Below are 13,224 nucleotides of genomic sequence, written 5' to 3'. Positions count from 1 at the left end.
GTGATGAACACATGACCAATCTTGATACTTCTCCGGCTCAGGAAGTCTGCCCGGCCGCCCACGAAGGTCAAGGGCCTTGCGTTCAGTTATGGCCCGAACGCGAAGTCCCCCTGGGCGGTGTCCGGGCCATGAACGTCCTCCGGACGCTGCCCCAGCGTGGCCTGCCCACCGTGGGAGCGTGGTGTTTCCTGGACAGTTTCGGTCCGGACAGGGTGGCCATGAGCGTCCTCCCCCACCCGCACTGCGGACTCCAAACAGTGACGTGGCCACTCGAAGGAGCCGTCCGGCACCGTGACAGCGTGGGCAGCGATGTGGTGGTCCGGCCGGGCGAGCTGAACATCATGACAGCAGGCCACGGCATCTCACACTCCGAATTCTCCGTGCTCCCCGCGACTACCGGTACGGGATCGAGCCCCGTAGTGGAAGAACTCCCGGTGTCGCGGGGCCTGCAATTGTGGGTCGCACTGCCCGACGAACACCGCCACCGCGCGCCATCCTTCGAACAGGTCCGGGACCTGCCGGTAGCCGTGGGCGAAGGCTTCACCGCCACCGTCATGGTGGGCGAATTTGCCGGCCACCGCTCCCCTGCCACCATGTTCAGCCCGATTGTTGGGGTTGACATCACGGGCACGGGCTCCCTGGACCTCCCTTTGCGACCGGACTTCGAGCACGCCGTGTTGGTCCTGGACGGTCACCTGGTGATTGACGGTCAGGACATTGAGGCCGGGCCCCTGGCTTACCTCGGTGCCGGCAGGACCAGCCTTGCTGTGGAAGCAAAGCCGGACACCCGCTTCATGCTCCTTGGCGGCGAGCCGTTCGGCGAAGACCTGCTGATGTGGTGGAACTTTGTGGGGCGGACCCACGAAGAAGTGGAAAAGGCCCGCGAGGAATGGGAGGCGGAGGGATTGCTCGACGACGCTGCTGCCGCCGCCTCACGCTTCGGCTTCGTCCAAGGCCACGGCCCCGACGCCGGGCCGGAAGCAGGCCGCATACCCGCTCCACCACTTCCCGGAGTCAAGCTGCGCCCGAGAACCCGGGGCTGAGTTTTTGTACAGCTGATGCCCTCACTGAGACGTTCCAGGGACGTCAGCTGTACAAAATCCCCCGCTAGGACCGCTGCTCGGCCACCAATCGCGGTACGCCAAACACCGGATCCTGTTGCAGGATGCGGACGTCCACAATCCCGTCCTCTGCCAGTTTGGCCTTGAAGGCCTCCTGCAGCCGGGGGACGTTCATGCCAAGTCCGCTTCCGAGGATTACCGGACCATCCATTCCCAGCTGGCGAACGGCTTGCCGGGCGAGGTCAGCGAGGTCCCTGCCGGCCTGTTCCACCATCGCTTGGCTGATGTCGTCTCCGGCGTCGGCGGCTTCAACAACCAGCCTCGCCTGCTGTGCCCAATAGCGGCGGCCGGTGTCCGGTGAGTGGAACATGGCAATCAGCTTTCCCGGTTCATCCACTCCGCAGGAGTCCAGCAGCGCACGGCTGAGCGCATCCGGCTCCAAGCCTTGGTTCATTCGCCTCAGACTGTGTCGGACGGCTTCACGCCCCAGCCAATAGCCGCTTCCTTCGTCGCCCAGAAGGTAGCCCCAGCCACCCGCCCGGGCCTCTTCCCCGGCGTCATTCTTTCCCCACGCAGCTGAGCCCGTACCGGCAATGACGGCAACGCCCGCACTCGCGCCGCCAGCCGCCAACAGCAGGCGGGAATCATGAACCACGGTGATGTGGGCCCCGGGCGCATGGGGGGCGATCAGGTCCGCGAGCGCCTGCGCGTCTTCCTCAGTGTCGATCCCGCCGGCGCCTGCATAGACTTCGTCAATTTCACCGCCGCCGATTTTGCCGAACAGTTCGGCGAGGTTGGCTGCTGCCTGTTCCCTGCTGACGTTTTGCACGTTGGAACTTCCGGCGCTTTCATCACGGACCGGCGCGCCATTTTGGAACCGTACGCCACGGGTCTTGGTGCCGCCGATATCGAGCCCGATGACCGTTCCACTCAAGGCCTCCGATGGGGCAGGGGAATGCTGGGCAGAGTCAAGATTGTTCACCGTGAAAGACTAGCTTGGAGCGTCCGGAGGAGAAACTGTCAATGCCACATCCCCTGTTCAACACACCGTTTATTGCTGCCCCCATGGCGGGCGGAACCTCCACACCGGATTTGGCTCGGGCCGTTCACGAGGGTGGTGGTCTGGGTTTCCTCGCTGCCGGCTACAAGAGCGCCGAGGCCATGTGCGCCGAGATCGCAGCGGCCAGGTCCCTCGGCATTCCCTTCGGCATGAACGTCTTTGTACCCGACCCACGCCAGCTCCCTCCCGCCCCGGAGGCAGTGGAAAGGCTTGAGGCCTACCGGGCAGAGCTTGAGCCTGAGGCCGCCCGGTACGGCGTGGCCTTGCCTCCCTTGCGCCTTGATGACGACGACGCCTGGCAGGACAAAATCGACGCCCTCCTCGCGGACCCGGTGGAGTTCGTCAGCTTCGCCTTCGGTCTTCCTGGCAAACAGGTGGTGACCGCGCTCCAAAAGGCCGGAACAACCGTCATTTCCAGCGTGACCAGCGTCGCTGAGGCCTTGGCTGCCGCCGAAGAGGGTCCGGACGCCCTCGCCGTCCAGCACACTTCCGCGGGCGGACACACGGCTGCCTTCCTGCCGGGCACTCCGGAAACAGCGGGAGCCCCGGGAGCCGGAACCCCGGCAGCCCGGACGACGGCGGAACTGGTCGCCCAGGTGCGTGCCGCCGTCGCAGTTCCCCTGATCGCGGCAGGGGCCGTCATGGACGGCCGCGGCCTACGGGAGGTGCTGGCGGCTGGGGCGTCAGCGGCCCAAATCGGGACCGCCCTGGTTCGGACTGACGAGAGCGGTGCCCGGCAGGCGCACAAGGATGCCTTGGGCGACCACGTGTTCACACAAACCGCCATGACCCGGGCCTTCACCGGGCGCATGGCCCGAGCCTTGGTCAACGATTTCGTCCGCGACCATCAGGACGCACCGGAGGGCTACCCTGCCATCCATCACCTCACGGCACCGGTCAGGGCGGCCTCTTCCGCGGCCGGCGATCCGCAGCGGCTCAACCTCTGGGCAGGGACGGGTTGGCAACGGGCCCGGGAAGGGTCAGCGCAGGATGTGGTCAGGGAGTTCCTGAGCGGGCTCTGACGAGTTCCGCGAGCAACTCTCCGCCCTCGGCGACCACCAGTTCACGGAAGAGCCGCACAGCGTCCGGTTCGAAGCTTCTCTCCCGCCAGGCGAGGCCGATCTGCCGAAACGCCAGGTCGGATTCGATGGCCACTTCAACCAGTCCAAGTTCGGCTTTGGGCAGGAACTGTCCCGTGCCTGAACCGGGACCGGCGGGCGGAAGGATGCTGAACCCCAGTCCGGCCGAAACCAGCCCGCGGGCCGAGGTGGATTCCTGGACTTCAAAGGCGATCCGCGGGCGGAAGCCCGCCTCCCGCAGGAGTGCCTCGCCGAGTGCCCGCAGGCCAACTCCGGCTGGAAGCGTGATGTAGGGGTCGTGGCGCAGCTCTGAAAGGTGCACGCTGGCCCGCGCGGCAAGGGGGTGCCGATAGTGCAGGACCACCCTGAGTGGCTCCCGGTAGAGCGGAAGGGAACGGATGCCTTTGCCTTCGGGCGCAATGGGTGCGGTCAGTGCGAAGTCCATCTCGCCGCTGGCCAACTGCTGCAGGCAATCGTCGCGCGGTCCTTGCCAGAGTTCGAACACCGCATGGGGGTGGAGCCCGCGGAACGCGCTGATGAGCAGTGGAAGCGTCGCCTCTCCGAACGTGTGTTGGAAGGACACACCGATCCGGCCCCGCACCACGTCAGACTCGTGCCTGACCCTGTCCAGGCCGGCCTGGAAACTCTCCAGCGCTGCTTCGATGTAGGGCAGAAATGTTCTGGCCTCGGGGGTGAGCCGGATGCCGCGGCCGTCGCGGATCAGCAGGTCCGCTCCTACGATTGCACTGGCCCTGGCCACTGCACGGCTCACTGTCGACTGTGGAACGCCCAGGATCTCCGCTGTTTCGGTCATGTGTTCCGTGCGGCCAAGTTCCGCCAGGACAGGCAGGAGCGGAAGAAGCTGAATGAGCTGGTGGTGGTCCGGCTCCATGGTGTTCTCCCTTCCGCCTTCCGCAGCAGCCCGCCGCCAAGGTGCCGGTCCCGGATTCATGCTGTGATGCATCAATTATAGGCAACCCATGCATTGGAAAGCTGAGTCCCTGGCGCCCTACCCTTGCCGGGTGACCAACACCATCGCCAGCGGCAGCACAGAAACGTGGGACGGCCATGCCAGGGGTTCCCGCGGATACAGCCGGATTCTCGCAGCGCTGGCTCTCGCCGGAGTTGCAACCTTTGCCCAGCTGTACTCGACACAGGCTGTCCTGCCCCTCATGGCCCACGACCTCAAGATCACTGCAGCCGAGGCCGCACTCAGCATTTCCCTTGCCACCGCAGGTCTTGCCATCACCGTGCTGCCGTGGTCGTTCGTGGCAGACAGGATCGGCCGCGTGCGCGCCATGGCCATTGGCATCGCCGTGGCAACACTGCTGGGGCTGCTGGTTCCCCTGGCGCCCACCGTGCCGATGTTGATGACGCTGCGCACGTTGGAAGGCATGGCTTTGGGCGGCATCCCCGCCATTGCCATCGCGTACCTCAACGAGGAAGTGACCAAGGTCCACACGGCGTTGGCGGCCGGGACCTATGTAGCCGGAACTACGTTGGGCGGCTTGGCCGGGCGCCTGGTGGCCGGCCCAGTGGGCGAGCTCTGGGGCTGGCGTGCCGCGACCCTTGCCGTCTCCTTGCTGGCCACTGTGTCCGCTGTCTTGTTCCTGGTCCTCGTGCCCAGGCAGCGACGCTTTAGTCCAGCCCCGGCGCTGGGATTCCGGGGTGCACTCAAGACGTTGAAAGGCCACTCGAGCAATCCCAAACTGGTGTCCTTGTACCTTCAGGCCTTCCTGCTCATGGGTGGCTTCGTAGCGGTTTACAACTACCTGGGGTTTCGACTGCACGCAGATCCGTTCCGGCTCCCTGCAACTGTAGTGAGCCTGATCTTCCTTGCGTATCTGTCCGGCACTGTCAGCTCACGGTGGGCCGCTGGACTGACCACGACGTTTGGCAGGCGCAACGTCCTGGTGGCCGGAATTGCCATCATGTCCGCGGGGCTGGCGCTGACCTTGGTGGAGAACCTGGCAGCCACCCTCGCCGGGCTGGTGATTTTCACAGGCGGCTTCTTCGCCGCCCACAGTGTTGGTTCAGGCTGGACGGGGGCCATCGCCACGACGGGCAGGGCGCAGGCGGCATCCCTGTACAACCTGTCCTACTACCTGGGCTCCAGCGTGATCGGCTGGGCCGGCGGCCTGGCCTTCCAGGCGTTTGGCTGGCCGGCCTTGGCGTTGAGCGTCATCGTCCTTTCGTGCACGACGGCGGCAGTCACCTTGATAGTGCACCGCACACCAAACCAAGCCCGCTGATTTCCAGCCGCCTGCCCCTAGAATCAGAGGCATGACACAGGTCACGAAAAGCCGGGAACTGTCGTCACCGGAGCGTTTGCAGGCGTTTACGGATGCCGTGGTGGCGATTGCTTTGACGTTGTTGATCCTCCCGCTGATGGAGAGCGTGGGTGAGCTTGCAGACCACAACGGCACCACGGCCGAATGGTTGGCCGAAGAACAGTACGCATTGCTCGGATTCGTATTGAGCTTTGTCCTCATTGCCGTGTTCTGGGTGCACCACCACAAGCTCTTCCGCAGCGTCAAGCACGTTGACCCGGGCCTGCTGTGGCTGACTGTGGCCTGGATGTTCACCATCGTGGTGATGCCGGTCGCCACATCCCTCTCCACCCAGATGCCCTCCGACTGGGCCCAACCGCTGATCTACATCGGCACCCTGTTTGCCACCAGCCTCATGCTCCTCGTGGCCCGCGCGTACTTGCGGTCACACCCCGACCTCCACACCATGGGAGATGCGGAATCGGCGTCAGGAATTCGAGCGAGTGGCATCGTTTCCGGGCTCTTCCTGGCAGCCCTGGTTCTGGCCGTAGCCATTCCGGGTGCAGGCAACTGGCCCCTGCTCCTGATGCTGCTCAGTGAGCCACTCCAACGGCTGGATCGGCGACGGGCCCGCCGCGCACGGGTAAAGCGATAGTCACCTGAAGAATTCACCGATTAGGATGGATGGAAGGCAATTTCAGGAGGATCCGTGAGCAACCCCACGAAGAATGTTCGGTCAGGCACGGGCAGCGCTGAGCCGCTGGACGCGATTGATGAACGAATCCTCGCCGCGTTGGTGGATGACGCCCGGATCTCGAACAAGCAATTGGCAGAGCTTGTGGGAATCGCCCCCTCCACGGCCCTCATGCGGACAAGGGCTCTTTCCGAACGCGGAATCATCGAAGGCTTTGAGGCCGTGTTGAGCCTGCCGGCCATCGGCCGCTCCGTCCAAGCCCTCATCGCCGTCCGTCTCCGCGCCCACGACCGCGATCAGATCGACCGTTTTACGGCCCGCGTTCCCAAGCTTCCGGCGGTGATCTCCACTTTCCACACCACCGGTTCCGTTGACTACTTGCTGCACATCGCCGTCGCCAATACCGACGACCTCCGCAACTGGCTCCTGGACAACCTCGCCACGGATCCCGTAGTGGGCCACACGGAAACCACCATGGTCTTCCAGCACATCCCGGGCAATCGCGGACCGCTGCCGGAGTAGAACGACCAGGCGGCGCAGGTCAGGAACGCACTGCGCTCCGCAGCGAGATTGCCGCCAGCGTCAGCGCCGCAACGCCGCACAGGGCCGTGAAACCCACGACGGCGGCCTGGAGCCCCAGTGCCGAGACAGTCAGTCCCAGCCCGATCACCGGAACGGCACTACCCAGGTACGTGATGACGTAGACGGTACTGATGACCTGGGCGTGGCGGGAAGCCTCAACCTTTCCGGCAACTTCGTTGAAGACCTGCCGGAAAGCAATGCCTTGACCCATGCCCGCCGTGACGCTCGCAGCCACCAGCAACCACGGGCTTGACCATGCAGCCGCAGCGCCCACCAGGACAACCGAGACCCCCAGGACCGCCAAGGCCACGGGCACAACCCAACGGCCACGGGTACCCAAAAGCTGGCTCAGCGCCGAGGCGCCCAACGTGACTCCTGCCAGCAAGCCGATCAGCGGCCGCGAATCTGCATGGACCACACCGGCGAAGTACCCCGGCGCCAATGACAGGCAGAAGCCGAAGACTGCGAAGCTCAGGAACCCGGTGGCAGCTGCCATCCAGAAGGCTCCGCGGGCATCACGGGAGATGGAAGGCTTCCGTGGCGCCAGGACCTTGAGGGGTTTCGGGCCCTCCGCCGGAGCGATGGCAGGCCTGGCTTTGAGGAGCCACAGGGGAATAAGGGCAGCTATCAGCACCGCCGAATGGACGTAGTACGGGGTGCGCGTGGGGTCCGGCAAAAGTGACAGGAGGCCACCGATTGCGGGGCCTGCCGCCACACCACCTGCCGAGGAGAGCAAAGTGAATCGGGAGGCCCACTCAGGCCGCTGGGGCAACAGTTCACGCAAGGCAGCTGAGCTGGCTCCGGTCGCCAGCCCCACTGCCACTCCCTGGAGTGCCCTCCCCATGGACAAGGCAACCAGTGTGTCCGCGTTGGCAAAAATCACACCACCCACCAAACCGACCAGGACAGCCAACACCAACGCCGCACGACGCCCGATGTGGTCCGACCAATGTCCTGCCACCATGAGGACACCCACCAGTGCAAGGACGTAGCTGGAGAAAGCAACTGTCACGTCCAGCGATGTCATACCAAGCCTGGCCTGCAGCAAGGGATACAACGGAGTGGCCAGGTTGGCGCCTACCAGCAGCGTAAAGATGACGACGCCGGTCAACACCAACCTGGCGGTGGTGGAGGCATCCCATCCCCAGCGGTCGGCGGTAACCGGACGCATGCGGAGTTCGCTCAAGACAGTCATTTCCATGCCTTCGGGCTCGGTGGCCGGGCTGATGGGTTCCTTGTGGGAAGCGCAGTCCGACTAAGTATTGGTGGCAACAGAATGCAGCAGGATTGATCTGAACATGCTGCAATAGTTTGAGAATTGAGCAAAAGACTCAAACTCGAATGACCCAAGTGAGCTGGAGTGACCATTTGAACACCCTCGACCCTATGGACCTGAAGATCCTCCTGGAACTCATCAAGGATCCCCGCATCCAGATCGCCGAGTTGAGCGACACCTTGGGTATTGCACGCAACACTGCCCAGAGCCGGGTCAAGCGCCTCCTCCGGTCCGGGGTGCTGCACGCCGCCGGACGGGAGGTAGACCTCGAAAAGGTGGGGTACGACGTCGTCGCTTTCGTGACGATCGAAGTCACCCACCGCGAACTCGACGGCGTCATTGGTGCGCTGCGCTTGATCCCCCAGGTCCTGGAGGTCCACGAAATTTCCGGCCGGGGCGATCTCTGGTGCCGGGTAGTGGCAACCGACACCCACAACCTGCAGTCGGCACTGCGATCGGTCCTCCGCACCAAAGGCGTGATCCGGACGGAAACGGTGTTGGCCCTGCATACTCACATCCCGTACCGGACTGAACCACTGATCGAAAGGATGTCTGCCGCGCCAACACGGCCAAGGCTTGAGAGTCAGAGCCCCGGGTCACAGGCCCGAACCGACTAGGATTTCAGGAATGGATTGGCTCTCACACATCTCCCAGATCAACTGGTTCGCTGTACTTCTGGCCTTCGTTTCAAGCATGGTCATCGGCTTCGTCTGGTACATGCCGGCCGCCTTCGGACGCAGGTGGATGAAAGCGATCAACAAAACCGAAGACGACCTCAAGAATATTGAGGGCGGCGCCGGCATCTGGGTTCCCATGATGGTGGCCGCAGCGCTGACCAGCATTCTCCTGGCGGTCCTCATCAGCGCGCTGGAACTCAACACTTTTTGGGCCGGCGGATTCTTCGCGCTGATCCTGTCCTTGGTGATCCGCGCCGGCGGCCACGTCATCCACAACGGCTTCGCGGGGCGCCCCTCCGCGGTGACCGTCATCGATTCCGGCCACGACATCGCGGCCATGACCATTGCGGGCGCCATCATCGGAGCCATGCAGTAGCGTTCAACCAGTGACAATCATTGATAACGCCGTTTACGTAGACGGCGTCCGCACAGCAACCCCGCACAGCCTCGAGCAGACGTTTGAGACCTTGGCGGAACACGGCGGCATGGCCTGGATCGGCTTGTACCGGCCCACGAAGGACGAGATGGCCGCCGTCGCCCAGGAATTCGGCCTCCACGAGCTCGCCGTGGAGGACGCCGTCTCGGCACATCAGCGGCCCAAGCTTGAGCGCTACGACCACAACCTGTTTACTGTCCTCCGCCCAGCCAGGTACCTCGATGAAACCGAGACAGTGGAGTTCGGCGAGCTGCACATCTTCACCGGACCAAACTTTGTGGTGACCATCCGGCACGCTGAGACCGGTGGGGTGGCCCGGGTCCGCCACCGGCTGGAGACACGACCGGACCTTCTCTGCCATGGGCCCGAAGCCGTGCTCTACGCTCTCCTGGACCAAGTGGTGGATGACTACGCGCCGGTAGTGGCAGGTCTTGAGAACGACATCGATGAGATAGAAGACCAGCTTTTCAGCGGCGACAGCACCGTGTCGCGCCGCATCTACGAACTTGCCCGTGAAGTGATCCAGTTCCAACGGGCCATCCAGCCCCTCCCGGACATGATCGCGCTGCTGGAAAAGGGCTTCGAAAAATATGGCGTGGACATTGAGTTGCAGCGCTCCCTGCGCGACGTCGAGGACCATGTCCAGCGCGTCATTTCCCGCGTGAACTCCTTCCGGGATCTGTTGCAGAACGCGCTGACCCTGGATGGCACCCTGACGGCCAACCGCCAGAACGAAGCCAGCGCCGCGCAGAACGAGCAAGTCAAAAAGATCTCCTCCTGGGCTGCCATCCTCTTTGCCCCCTCCTTCGTGGCCGGCGTGTATGGGATGAATTTTGACCATATGCCGGAGCTGCATTGGGACTATGGCTACCCCCTGGCGGTGGGGCTCATGTTCGGTGCAGCCCTGCTCATGTACGTCATTTTCAAGCGCAAAGGCTGGCTGTGACGCCACTGTCGAGGCCTGCTCCCCGCACTGCGCGGGACACTGTCCGCGCTTTGCTGGCGGGGATGGAGCACGACGCCGGACTGGCGGGTTTTGCGCTTGAGCCAAGTCAGCGACAGGCAGCCGAGCGGTTGGCGGCCTTCGGCGCCCAACTGACGGGCCGTCGTCGTCCGCTTCCCCGCAAGGCGCCGCGGAGCCTGTACTTCCACGGACCGGTGGGCCGCGGCAAGACATGGCTGATGGACAGCTTCTACGGACAGCTTGACGCCCGGAAACGCCGTGTCCACTTCCACGACTTCTTCCGCAGGCTCCATGCGGGAACCCACGTCTTTGAGGCCAACAGCGGAACTGCCATTGAGCAGTCCGTGGATGCATTGCTGGATGGCATCGACGTGCTGTTCTTCGACGAATTCCATGTCCATGACGTTGGCGATGGCATGTTCATTGCCCGGTTGCTGCGGTCTGCTGCGCAGCGCCGTATCCCCCTGGTGGTGACCTCGAACTACGCCCCGGACGACCTCCTGCCCAATCCCCTGTGGCACGACCATTTCATGCCCACCATCGAGGCCATCAAAGAGATGATGGACATCGTGGAGATCGAGGGGCCCACGGATTTCCGCCGTTTTCCCGCCGCTGGAACTGCCCCTGCCGAAGGGTTTGCCGCGTTCCGCTCAGGTCGGATCGTCTCTCCCGGCACGCCCGCACAACTGGGGCGCCTCGGTCTCTTCCGGCCAGCACCATCCCAAGGCCGCGTTTTGCAACCGACAACCCAGCCGATTGTGGTCAGGAACTCCGACCCCGATGTGCTCTGGGTCGGTTTCGAGGAGCTCTGCGGTGGGCTCACCTCAACAGCGGACTTCCTGGTGTTGGCGGAGACCTATAAAACGTGGGTGATCGACGACGTTCCCTCCCCTGCAGGAAACGATTCGGCATCCGCACCCTCATGGCAGCGGTTCAGCAATGTGGTGGACGTGCTGCACGACCAGGACATCACGCTGTTCCTGATCGGCGAGGGACCGATGGAATGGGACATCGACGCATCCGGCAGTGATCTTTCGGTTTTGCCGGTGGATCTGGCGCGGATAGCGAGCCGTTTGTCCCTCTTGGGACGGTCAGAGCACCACGATGGCGTGGACAGTGCTGTCCACAGTGAAGAGGCCGCCGGAAGCTAAGCTTCCGACGGCCACAGCATGGTAAGGGTCCGGCCTTAGATGACACCGCCGGCTGCGGACGGTGCACTGGCATCGTCGCCGCCATCGCCGACCGTTTCGCGGGCGACGTAGTTCTCGATGTCGAAGAGGTTCTCAGCCCGTTCCGTGATGTTGAGCAGCGTGGTCATGGAAGCAACTTCCTCAACCTGCTCCTTCAGGAACCACAGCATGAACTGCTCGCCCAAGGCATCTCCCTCTGCACGGGCAACGCGGAACATCTCTTCGATGTTGCGTGTGACTTCCTTCTCCTGCTCCAACGCCAAGGCGATGGGCTCCTTGGCGTTGGAAAAGTTGTTGCGAACAGGGGCGATGCCCGGGATCTCAACGTGCACATTGCGGTCCAGCATGTACTGGACCATCATCATGGCGTGGTTTCGCTCCTCGAGCGACTGACGGTAGAAGTGCCGGGCGAGCTGAGGCAAGTCTTCGCCATCAAAGTACACAGCCACTGCGATGTATTGCTGGGAGGCTGCAAACTCATTCGCAACCTGGGCGGACAACAGCTCATTGAAAGTCTTCTTAGCCATGGCTCGATCCTACAGGCGGACAATACCGGTTCCGGTGGTGAGATTCGCCACTGCTCAGGGCAGCAGCAGACTGATCCACACACCCGCAGCGGCCGCCACGACGCTGACTGCCATGGTCCCCAAGCCGTTGATGACCGCCAATGCTGTACGCCCGCTTTGAACGAGCCGGATGGTCTCAAGGCTGGCGGTGCTGAAGGTGGTGTAGCCGCCCAGGAAGCCCGTACCGAGGATGAGCATCAAGGACTCCGGTGCCTGGCCACGCATGACCAGGCCCGCCAGGAAACCCAGCAACAGGGAGCCCGAGATATTGATGATGACGGTCCCCCATGGGAAGGCAGTCTTCAGGCGTGCACGGACCAACCCGTCCACCACAAACCGCACTGCCGCACCCAGCCCACCGGCCAGAGCAAGAAGGATGACTGTCACGAGCGTCGTCCGGTTGCCCGCCGGTGATGCCAGGCGCCCAGCCAAATTCCTGCGGTGGCAGCGGCGGCCCCGCCTATTAGGCTCGCAGCGAGGTACACCGCAGCGGCTGGAGCAGCTCCAGCGGTGAACAGGTGCACCGCGTCCAGGGCCAGCGTGCTGTAGGTGGTGTAGGCGCCCAGGAATCCCGTGCCCAAGGCGAGCCGCAGGACCCGGCGATTGCCGACGTCGGGCCCCCGGCGTGAAAGTCCCTCCAACAGCGCGCCCAACACCAGAGCACCCGAAAGGTTGATGACCAAGGTGGGAAGCGGCCACGCGCCGGGCGCTGGGATGACCAGCCCCAAACCGTACCGTGCGAGTGCTCCGAACACCCCGCCGGCTGCCACGATCGCGATGAAACCCCAATGGAGGTGGACGGGGTTATTGGCCTCAGTCGTCGTCATCGTCAGTGGGGACCCTGGGATTAACGGGAACAACGAGCACCGGCCGGGCCTGGCGGTGGAACAGGTGCCGCGCCACCGAGCCTGCCGTCAGTTCTTTCAATGCAGCAGCCAGTTTGTGCTCCCGGGTACCCACCACGATCATGGAGGCTCCAATGTCCTCAGCCTCACGGGCCAAAGCGCGGGCGGGTTCCCCGGCCAGATGGACCAGCGACCATTCAACGCCGTTGCCGTCCAAGTGGTCATGAAGGGTTTGCACCAGTGATTCGGGGATCCTGTGAAGATCCGCATCAATGCCGTCCGGATCGATCGGCGCTGCCGGCCCTCCGGTGCTGCCGTCCACCGGGTACACCGTGACGTCTGCATAGGCGCACACCAGCGGCAGCCGGGCACTGGCCGCCACAGTCGCTGCTTGTTGGAGGACCACTGGATGCTGCCCCGGCATGACGCCTACCAGGATGGGGCCGGCCGCACTGGTGGAAGCCTCGGAACGCGGGGCGGGAGTCTCTGTCACAAGGAAAGTCTACGGCGCGGTACTGGAGCCC

16 protein-coding genes are annotated in these 13,224 nt (G+C 63.8%); 9 read left to right on the top strand and 7 right to left on the bottom strand.

Annotated features, from left to right (window positions below):
• The first annotated feature begins 11 nt into the window (after positions 1-11).
• The gene (locus tag WBN73_RS02690; RefSeq protein ID WP_280623198.1) at positions 12-1,043 is read left to right on the top strand and encodes a pirin family protein; all 1,032 of its coding nucleotides are present in this window, start codon (positions 12-14) and stop codon (positions 1,041-1,043) included.
• A 64-nt stretch (positions 1,044-1,107) separates the two neighbouring features.
• Here the strand turns inward: WBN73_RS02690 and WBN73_RS02685 are convergent, their stop codons facing one another.
• A complete protein-coding gene (locus WBN73_RS02685; RefSeq protein ID WP_207594165.1) occupies positions 1,108-2,043 on the bottom strand; it encodes an N-acetylglucosamine kinase in 936 nt (311 codons plus the stop codon).
• A gap of 41 nt (positions 2,044-2,084) precedes the next feature.
• Between WBN73_RS02685 and WBN73_RS02680 the strand changes: the two genes are divergently transcribed.
• Positions 2,085-3,143 carry a nitronate monooxygenase gene (locus WBN73_RS02680; RefSeq protein ID WP_337339390.1) on the top strand — a complete coding sequence of 353 codons (1,059 nt, stop codon included), beginning with the start codon at positions 2,085-2,087 and terminating at the stop codon, positions 3,141-3,143.
• On the opposite strand, the gene WBN73_RS02675 is transcribed toward WBN73_RS02680, so the two are convergent.
• Positions 3,118-4,092 (bottom strand): LysR family transcriptional regulator, encoded by a 975-nt coding sequence (locus WBN73_RS02675; protein ID WP_337339430.1) that lies wholly within the window; start codon positions 4,090-4,092, stop codon positions 3,118-3,120. The two genes, WBN73_RS02680 and WBN73_RS02675, sit on opposite strands and share 26 nt — an antisense overlap.
• A 130-nt stretch (positions 4,093-4,222) precedes the next feature.
• Between WBN73_RS02675 and WBN73_RS02670 the strand changes: the two genes are divergently transcribed.
• From WBN73_RS02670 to WBN73_RS02660, 3 genes are read left to right on the top strand one after another with little or no spacing between them, the layout of a single operon-like run.
• Positions 4,223-5,452: an MFS transporter gene (locus WBN73_RS02670; RefSeq protein WP_337339389.1), complete on the top strand. Its 1,230-nt coding sequence runs from the start codon at positions 4,223-4,225 to the stop codon at positions 5,450-5,452.
• A gap of 31 nt (positions 5,453-5,483) precedes the next feature.
• Complete coding sequence (locus WBN73_RS02665; RefSeq protein WP_337339388.1) at positions 5,484-6,125, top strand: TMEM175 family protein; 642 nt, start codon at positions 5,484-5,486, stop codon at positions 6,123-6,125.
• A 54-nt stretch (positions 6,126-6,179) separates the two neighbouring features.
• Complete coding sequence (locus WBN73_RS02660) at positions 6,180-6,686, top strand: Lrp/AsnC family transcriptional regulator (RefSeq protein WP_089595726.1); 507 nt, start codon at positions 6,180-6,182, stop codon at positions 6,684-6,686.
• Positions 6,687-6,705: 19 nt separating this feature from the next.
• Here WBN73_RS02660 and WBN73_RS02655 read toward each other — a convergent pair whose 3' ends face one another.
• Entirely contained in the window at positions 6,706-7,941 is a 1,236-nt protein-coding gene (locus tag WBN73_RS02655) for an MFS transporter (RefSeq protein ID WP_337339387.1), read from the bottom strand.
• Between the two features lie 146 nt (positions 7,942-8,087).
• On the opposite strand from WBN73_RS02655, the gene WBN73_RS02650 reads away from it, so the two are divergent.
• The 4 genes from WBN73_RS02650 to zapE are packed head-to-tail and all read left to right on the top strand — an operon-like array spanning position 8,088 to position 11,250.
• Positions 8,088-8,639, top strand: coding sequence for an Lrp/AsnC family transcriptional regulator (locus WBN73_RS02650; protein WP_280623203.1), 552 nt, complete (start codon positions 8,088-8,090; stop codon positions 8,637-8,639).
• Between the two features lie 10 nt (positions 8,640-8,649).
• Positions 8,650-9,075, top strand: coding sequence for a DUF1761 domain-containing protein (locus WBN73_RS02645; RefSeq protein ID WP_207594170.1), 426 nt, complete (start codon positions 8,650-8,652; stop codon positions 9,073-9,075).
• Between the two features lie 10 nt (positions 9,076-9,085).
• Positions 9,086-10,081, top strand: coding sequence for a magnesium/cobalt transporter CorA (gene corA, locus WBN73_RS02640; RefSeq protein ID WP_337339386.1), 996 nt, complete (start codon positions 9,086-9,088; stop codon positions 10,079-10,081).
• Positions 10,078-11,250, top strand: a complete 1,173-nt coding sequence (zapE, locus tag WBN73_RS02635) for a cell division protein ZapE (protein ID WP_337339385.1) — start codon at positions 10,078-10,080, stop codon at positions 11,248-11,250. Before corA ends, zapE begins: the two co-directional genes overlap by 4 nt.
• Positions 11,251-11,285: 35 nt before the next feature.
• On the opposite strand, the gene WBN73_RS02630 is transcribed toward zapE, so the two are convergent.
• Genes WBN73_RS02630 through WBN73_RS02615 form a run of 4 tightly spaced genes read right to left on the bottom strand, consistent with a single transcriptional unit; the run spans position 11,286 to position 13,193 of the window.
• Positions 11,286-11,816: a ferritin gene (locus tag WBN73_RS02630; RefSeq protein WP_207594172.1), complete on the bottom strand. Its 531-nt coding sequence runs from the start codon at positions 11,814-11,816 to the stop codon at positions 11,286-11,288.
• 54 nt (positions 11,817-11,870) lie between these two features.
• Positions 11,871-12,242: a fluoride efflux transporter CrcB gene (crcB, locus tag WBN73_RS02625; protein WP_337339384.1), complete on the bottom strand. Its 372-nt coding sequence runs from the start codon at positions 12,240-12,242 to the stop codon at positions 11,871-11,873.
• Complete coding sequence (locus tag WBN73_RS02620) at positions 12,239-12,682, bottom strand: fluoride efflux transporter FluC (RefSeq protein ID WP_337339383.1); 444 nt, start codon at positions 12,680-12,682, stop codon at positions 12,239-12,241. The genes crcB and WBN73_RS02620 overlap by 4 nt, the downstream gene beginning before the upstream one ends.
• Complete coding sequence (locus WBN73_RS02615; RefSeq protein ID WP_337339382.1) at positions 12,669-13,193, bottom strand: universal stress protein; 525 nt, start codon at positions 13,191-13,193, stop codon at positions 12,669-12,671. The genes WBN73_RS02620 and WBN73_RS02615 overlap by 14 nt, the downstream gene beginning before the upstream one ends.
• Between the last annotated feature and the right edge of the window lie 31 nt (positions 13,194-13,224).

This window comes from Paenarthrobacter sp. CCNWLY172 (genome assembly GCF_037402035.1).
Taxonomy (GTDB): domain Bacteria; phylum Actinomycetota; class Actinomycetes; order Actinomycetales; family Micrococcaceae; genus Arthrobacter.
Note: the sequence above shows the minus strand (reverse complement) of the source record. Positions and strands in the feature narration are given on the sequence as shown.

Bases quoted from the DNA above. Each gene is read 5' to 3' on its own strand.
- WBN73_RS02620 (WP_337339383.1), bottom strand. From the start codon at position 12,682: ATGACGACGACTGAGGCCAATAACCCCGTCCACCTCCATTGGGGTTTC.
- WBN73_RS02690 (WP_280623198.1), top strand. From the start codon at position 12: ATGACCAATCTTGATACTTCTCCGGCTCAGGAAGTCTGCCCGGCCGCC.
- WBN73_RS02645 (WP_207594170.1), top strand. From the start codon at position 8,650: ATGGATTGGCTCTCACACATCTCCCAGATCAACTGGTTCGCTGTACTT.
- WBN73_RS02655 (WP_337339387.1), bottom strand. From the start codon at position 7,941: ATGACTGTCTTGAGCGAACTCCGCATGCGTCCGGTTACCGCCGACCGC.
- WBN73_RS02650 (WP_280623203.1), top strand. From the start codon at position 8,088: ATGACCCAAGTGAGCTGGAGTGACCATTTGAACACCCTCGACCCTATG.
- WBN73_RS02680 (WP_337339390.1), top strand. From the start codon at position 2,085: ATGCCACATCCCCTGTTCAACACACCGTTTATTGCTGCCCCCATGGCG.
- WBN73_RS02630 (WP_207594172.1), bottom strand. From the start codon at position 11,816: ATGGCTAAGAAGACTTTCAATGAGCTGTTGTCCGCCCAGGTTGCGAAT.
- WBN73_RS02675 (WP_337339430.1), bottom strand. From the start codon at position 4,092: ATGGAGCCGGACCACCACCAGCTCATTCAGCTTCTTCCGCTCCTGCCT.
- WBN73_RS02665 (WP_337339388.1), top strand. From the start codon at position 5,484: ATGACACAGGTCACGAAAAGCCGGGAACTGTCGTCACCGGAGCGTTTG.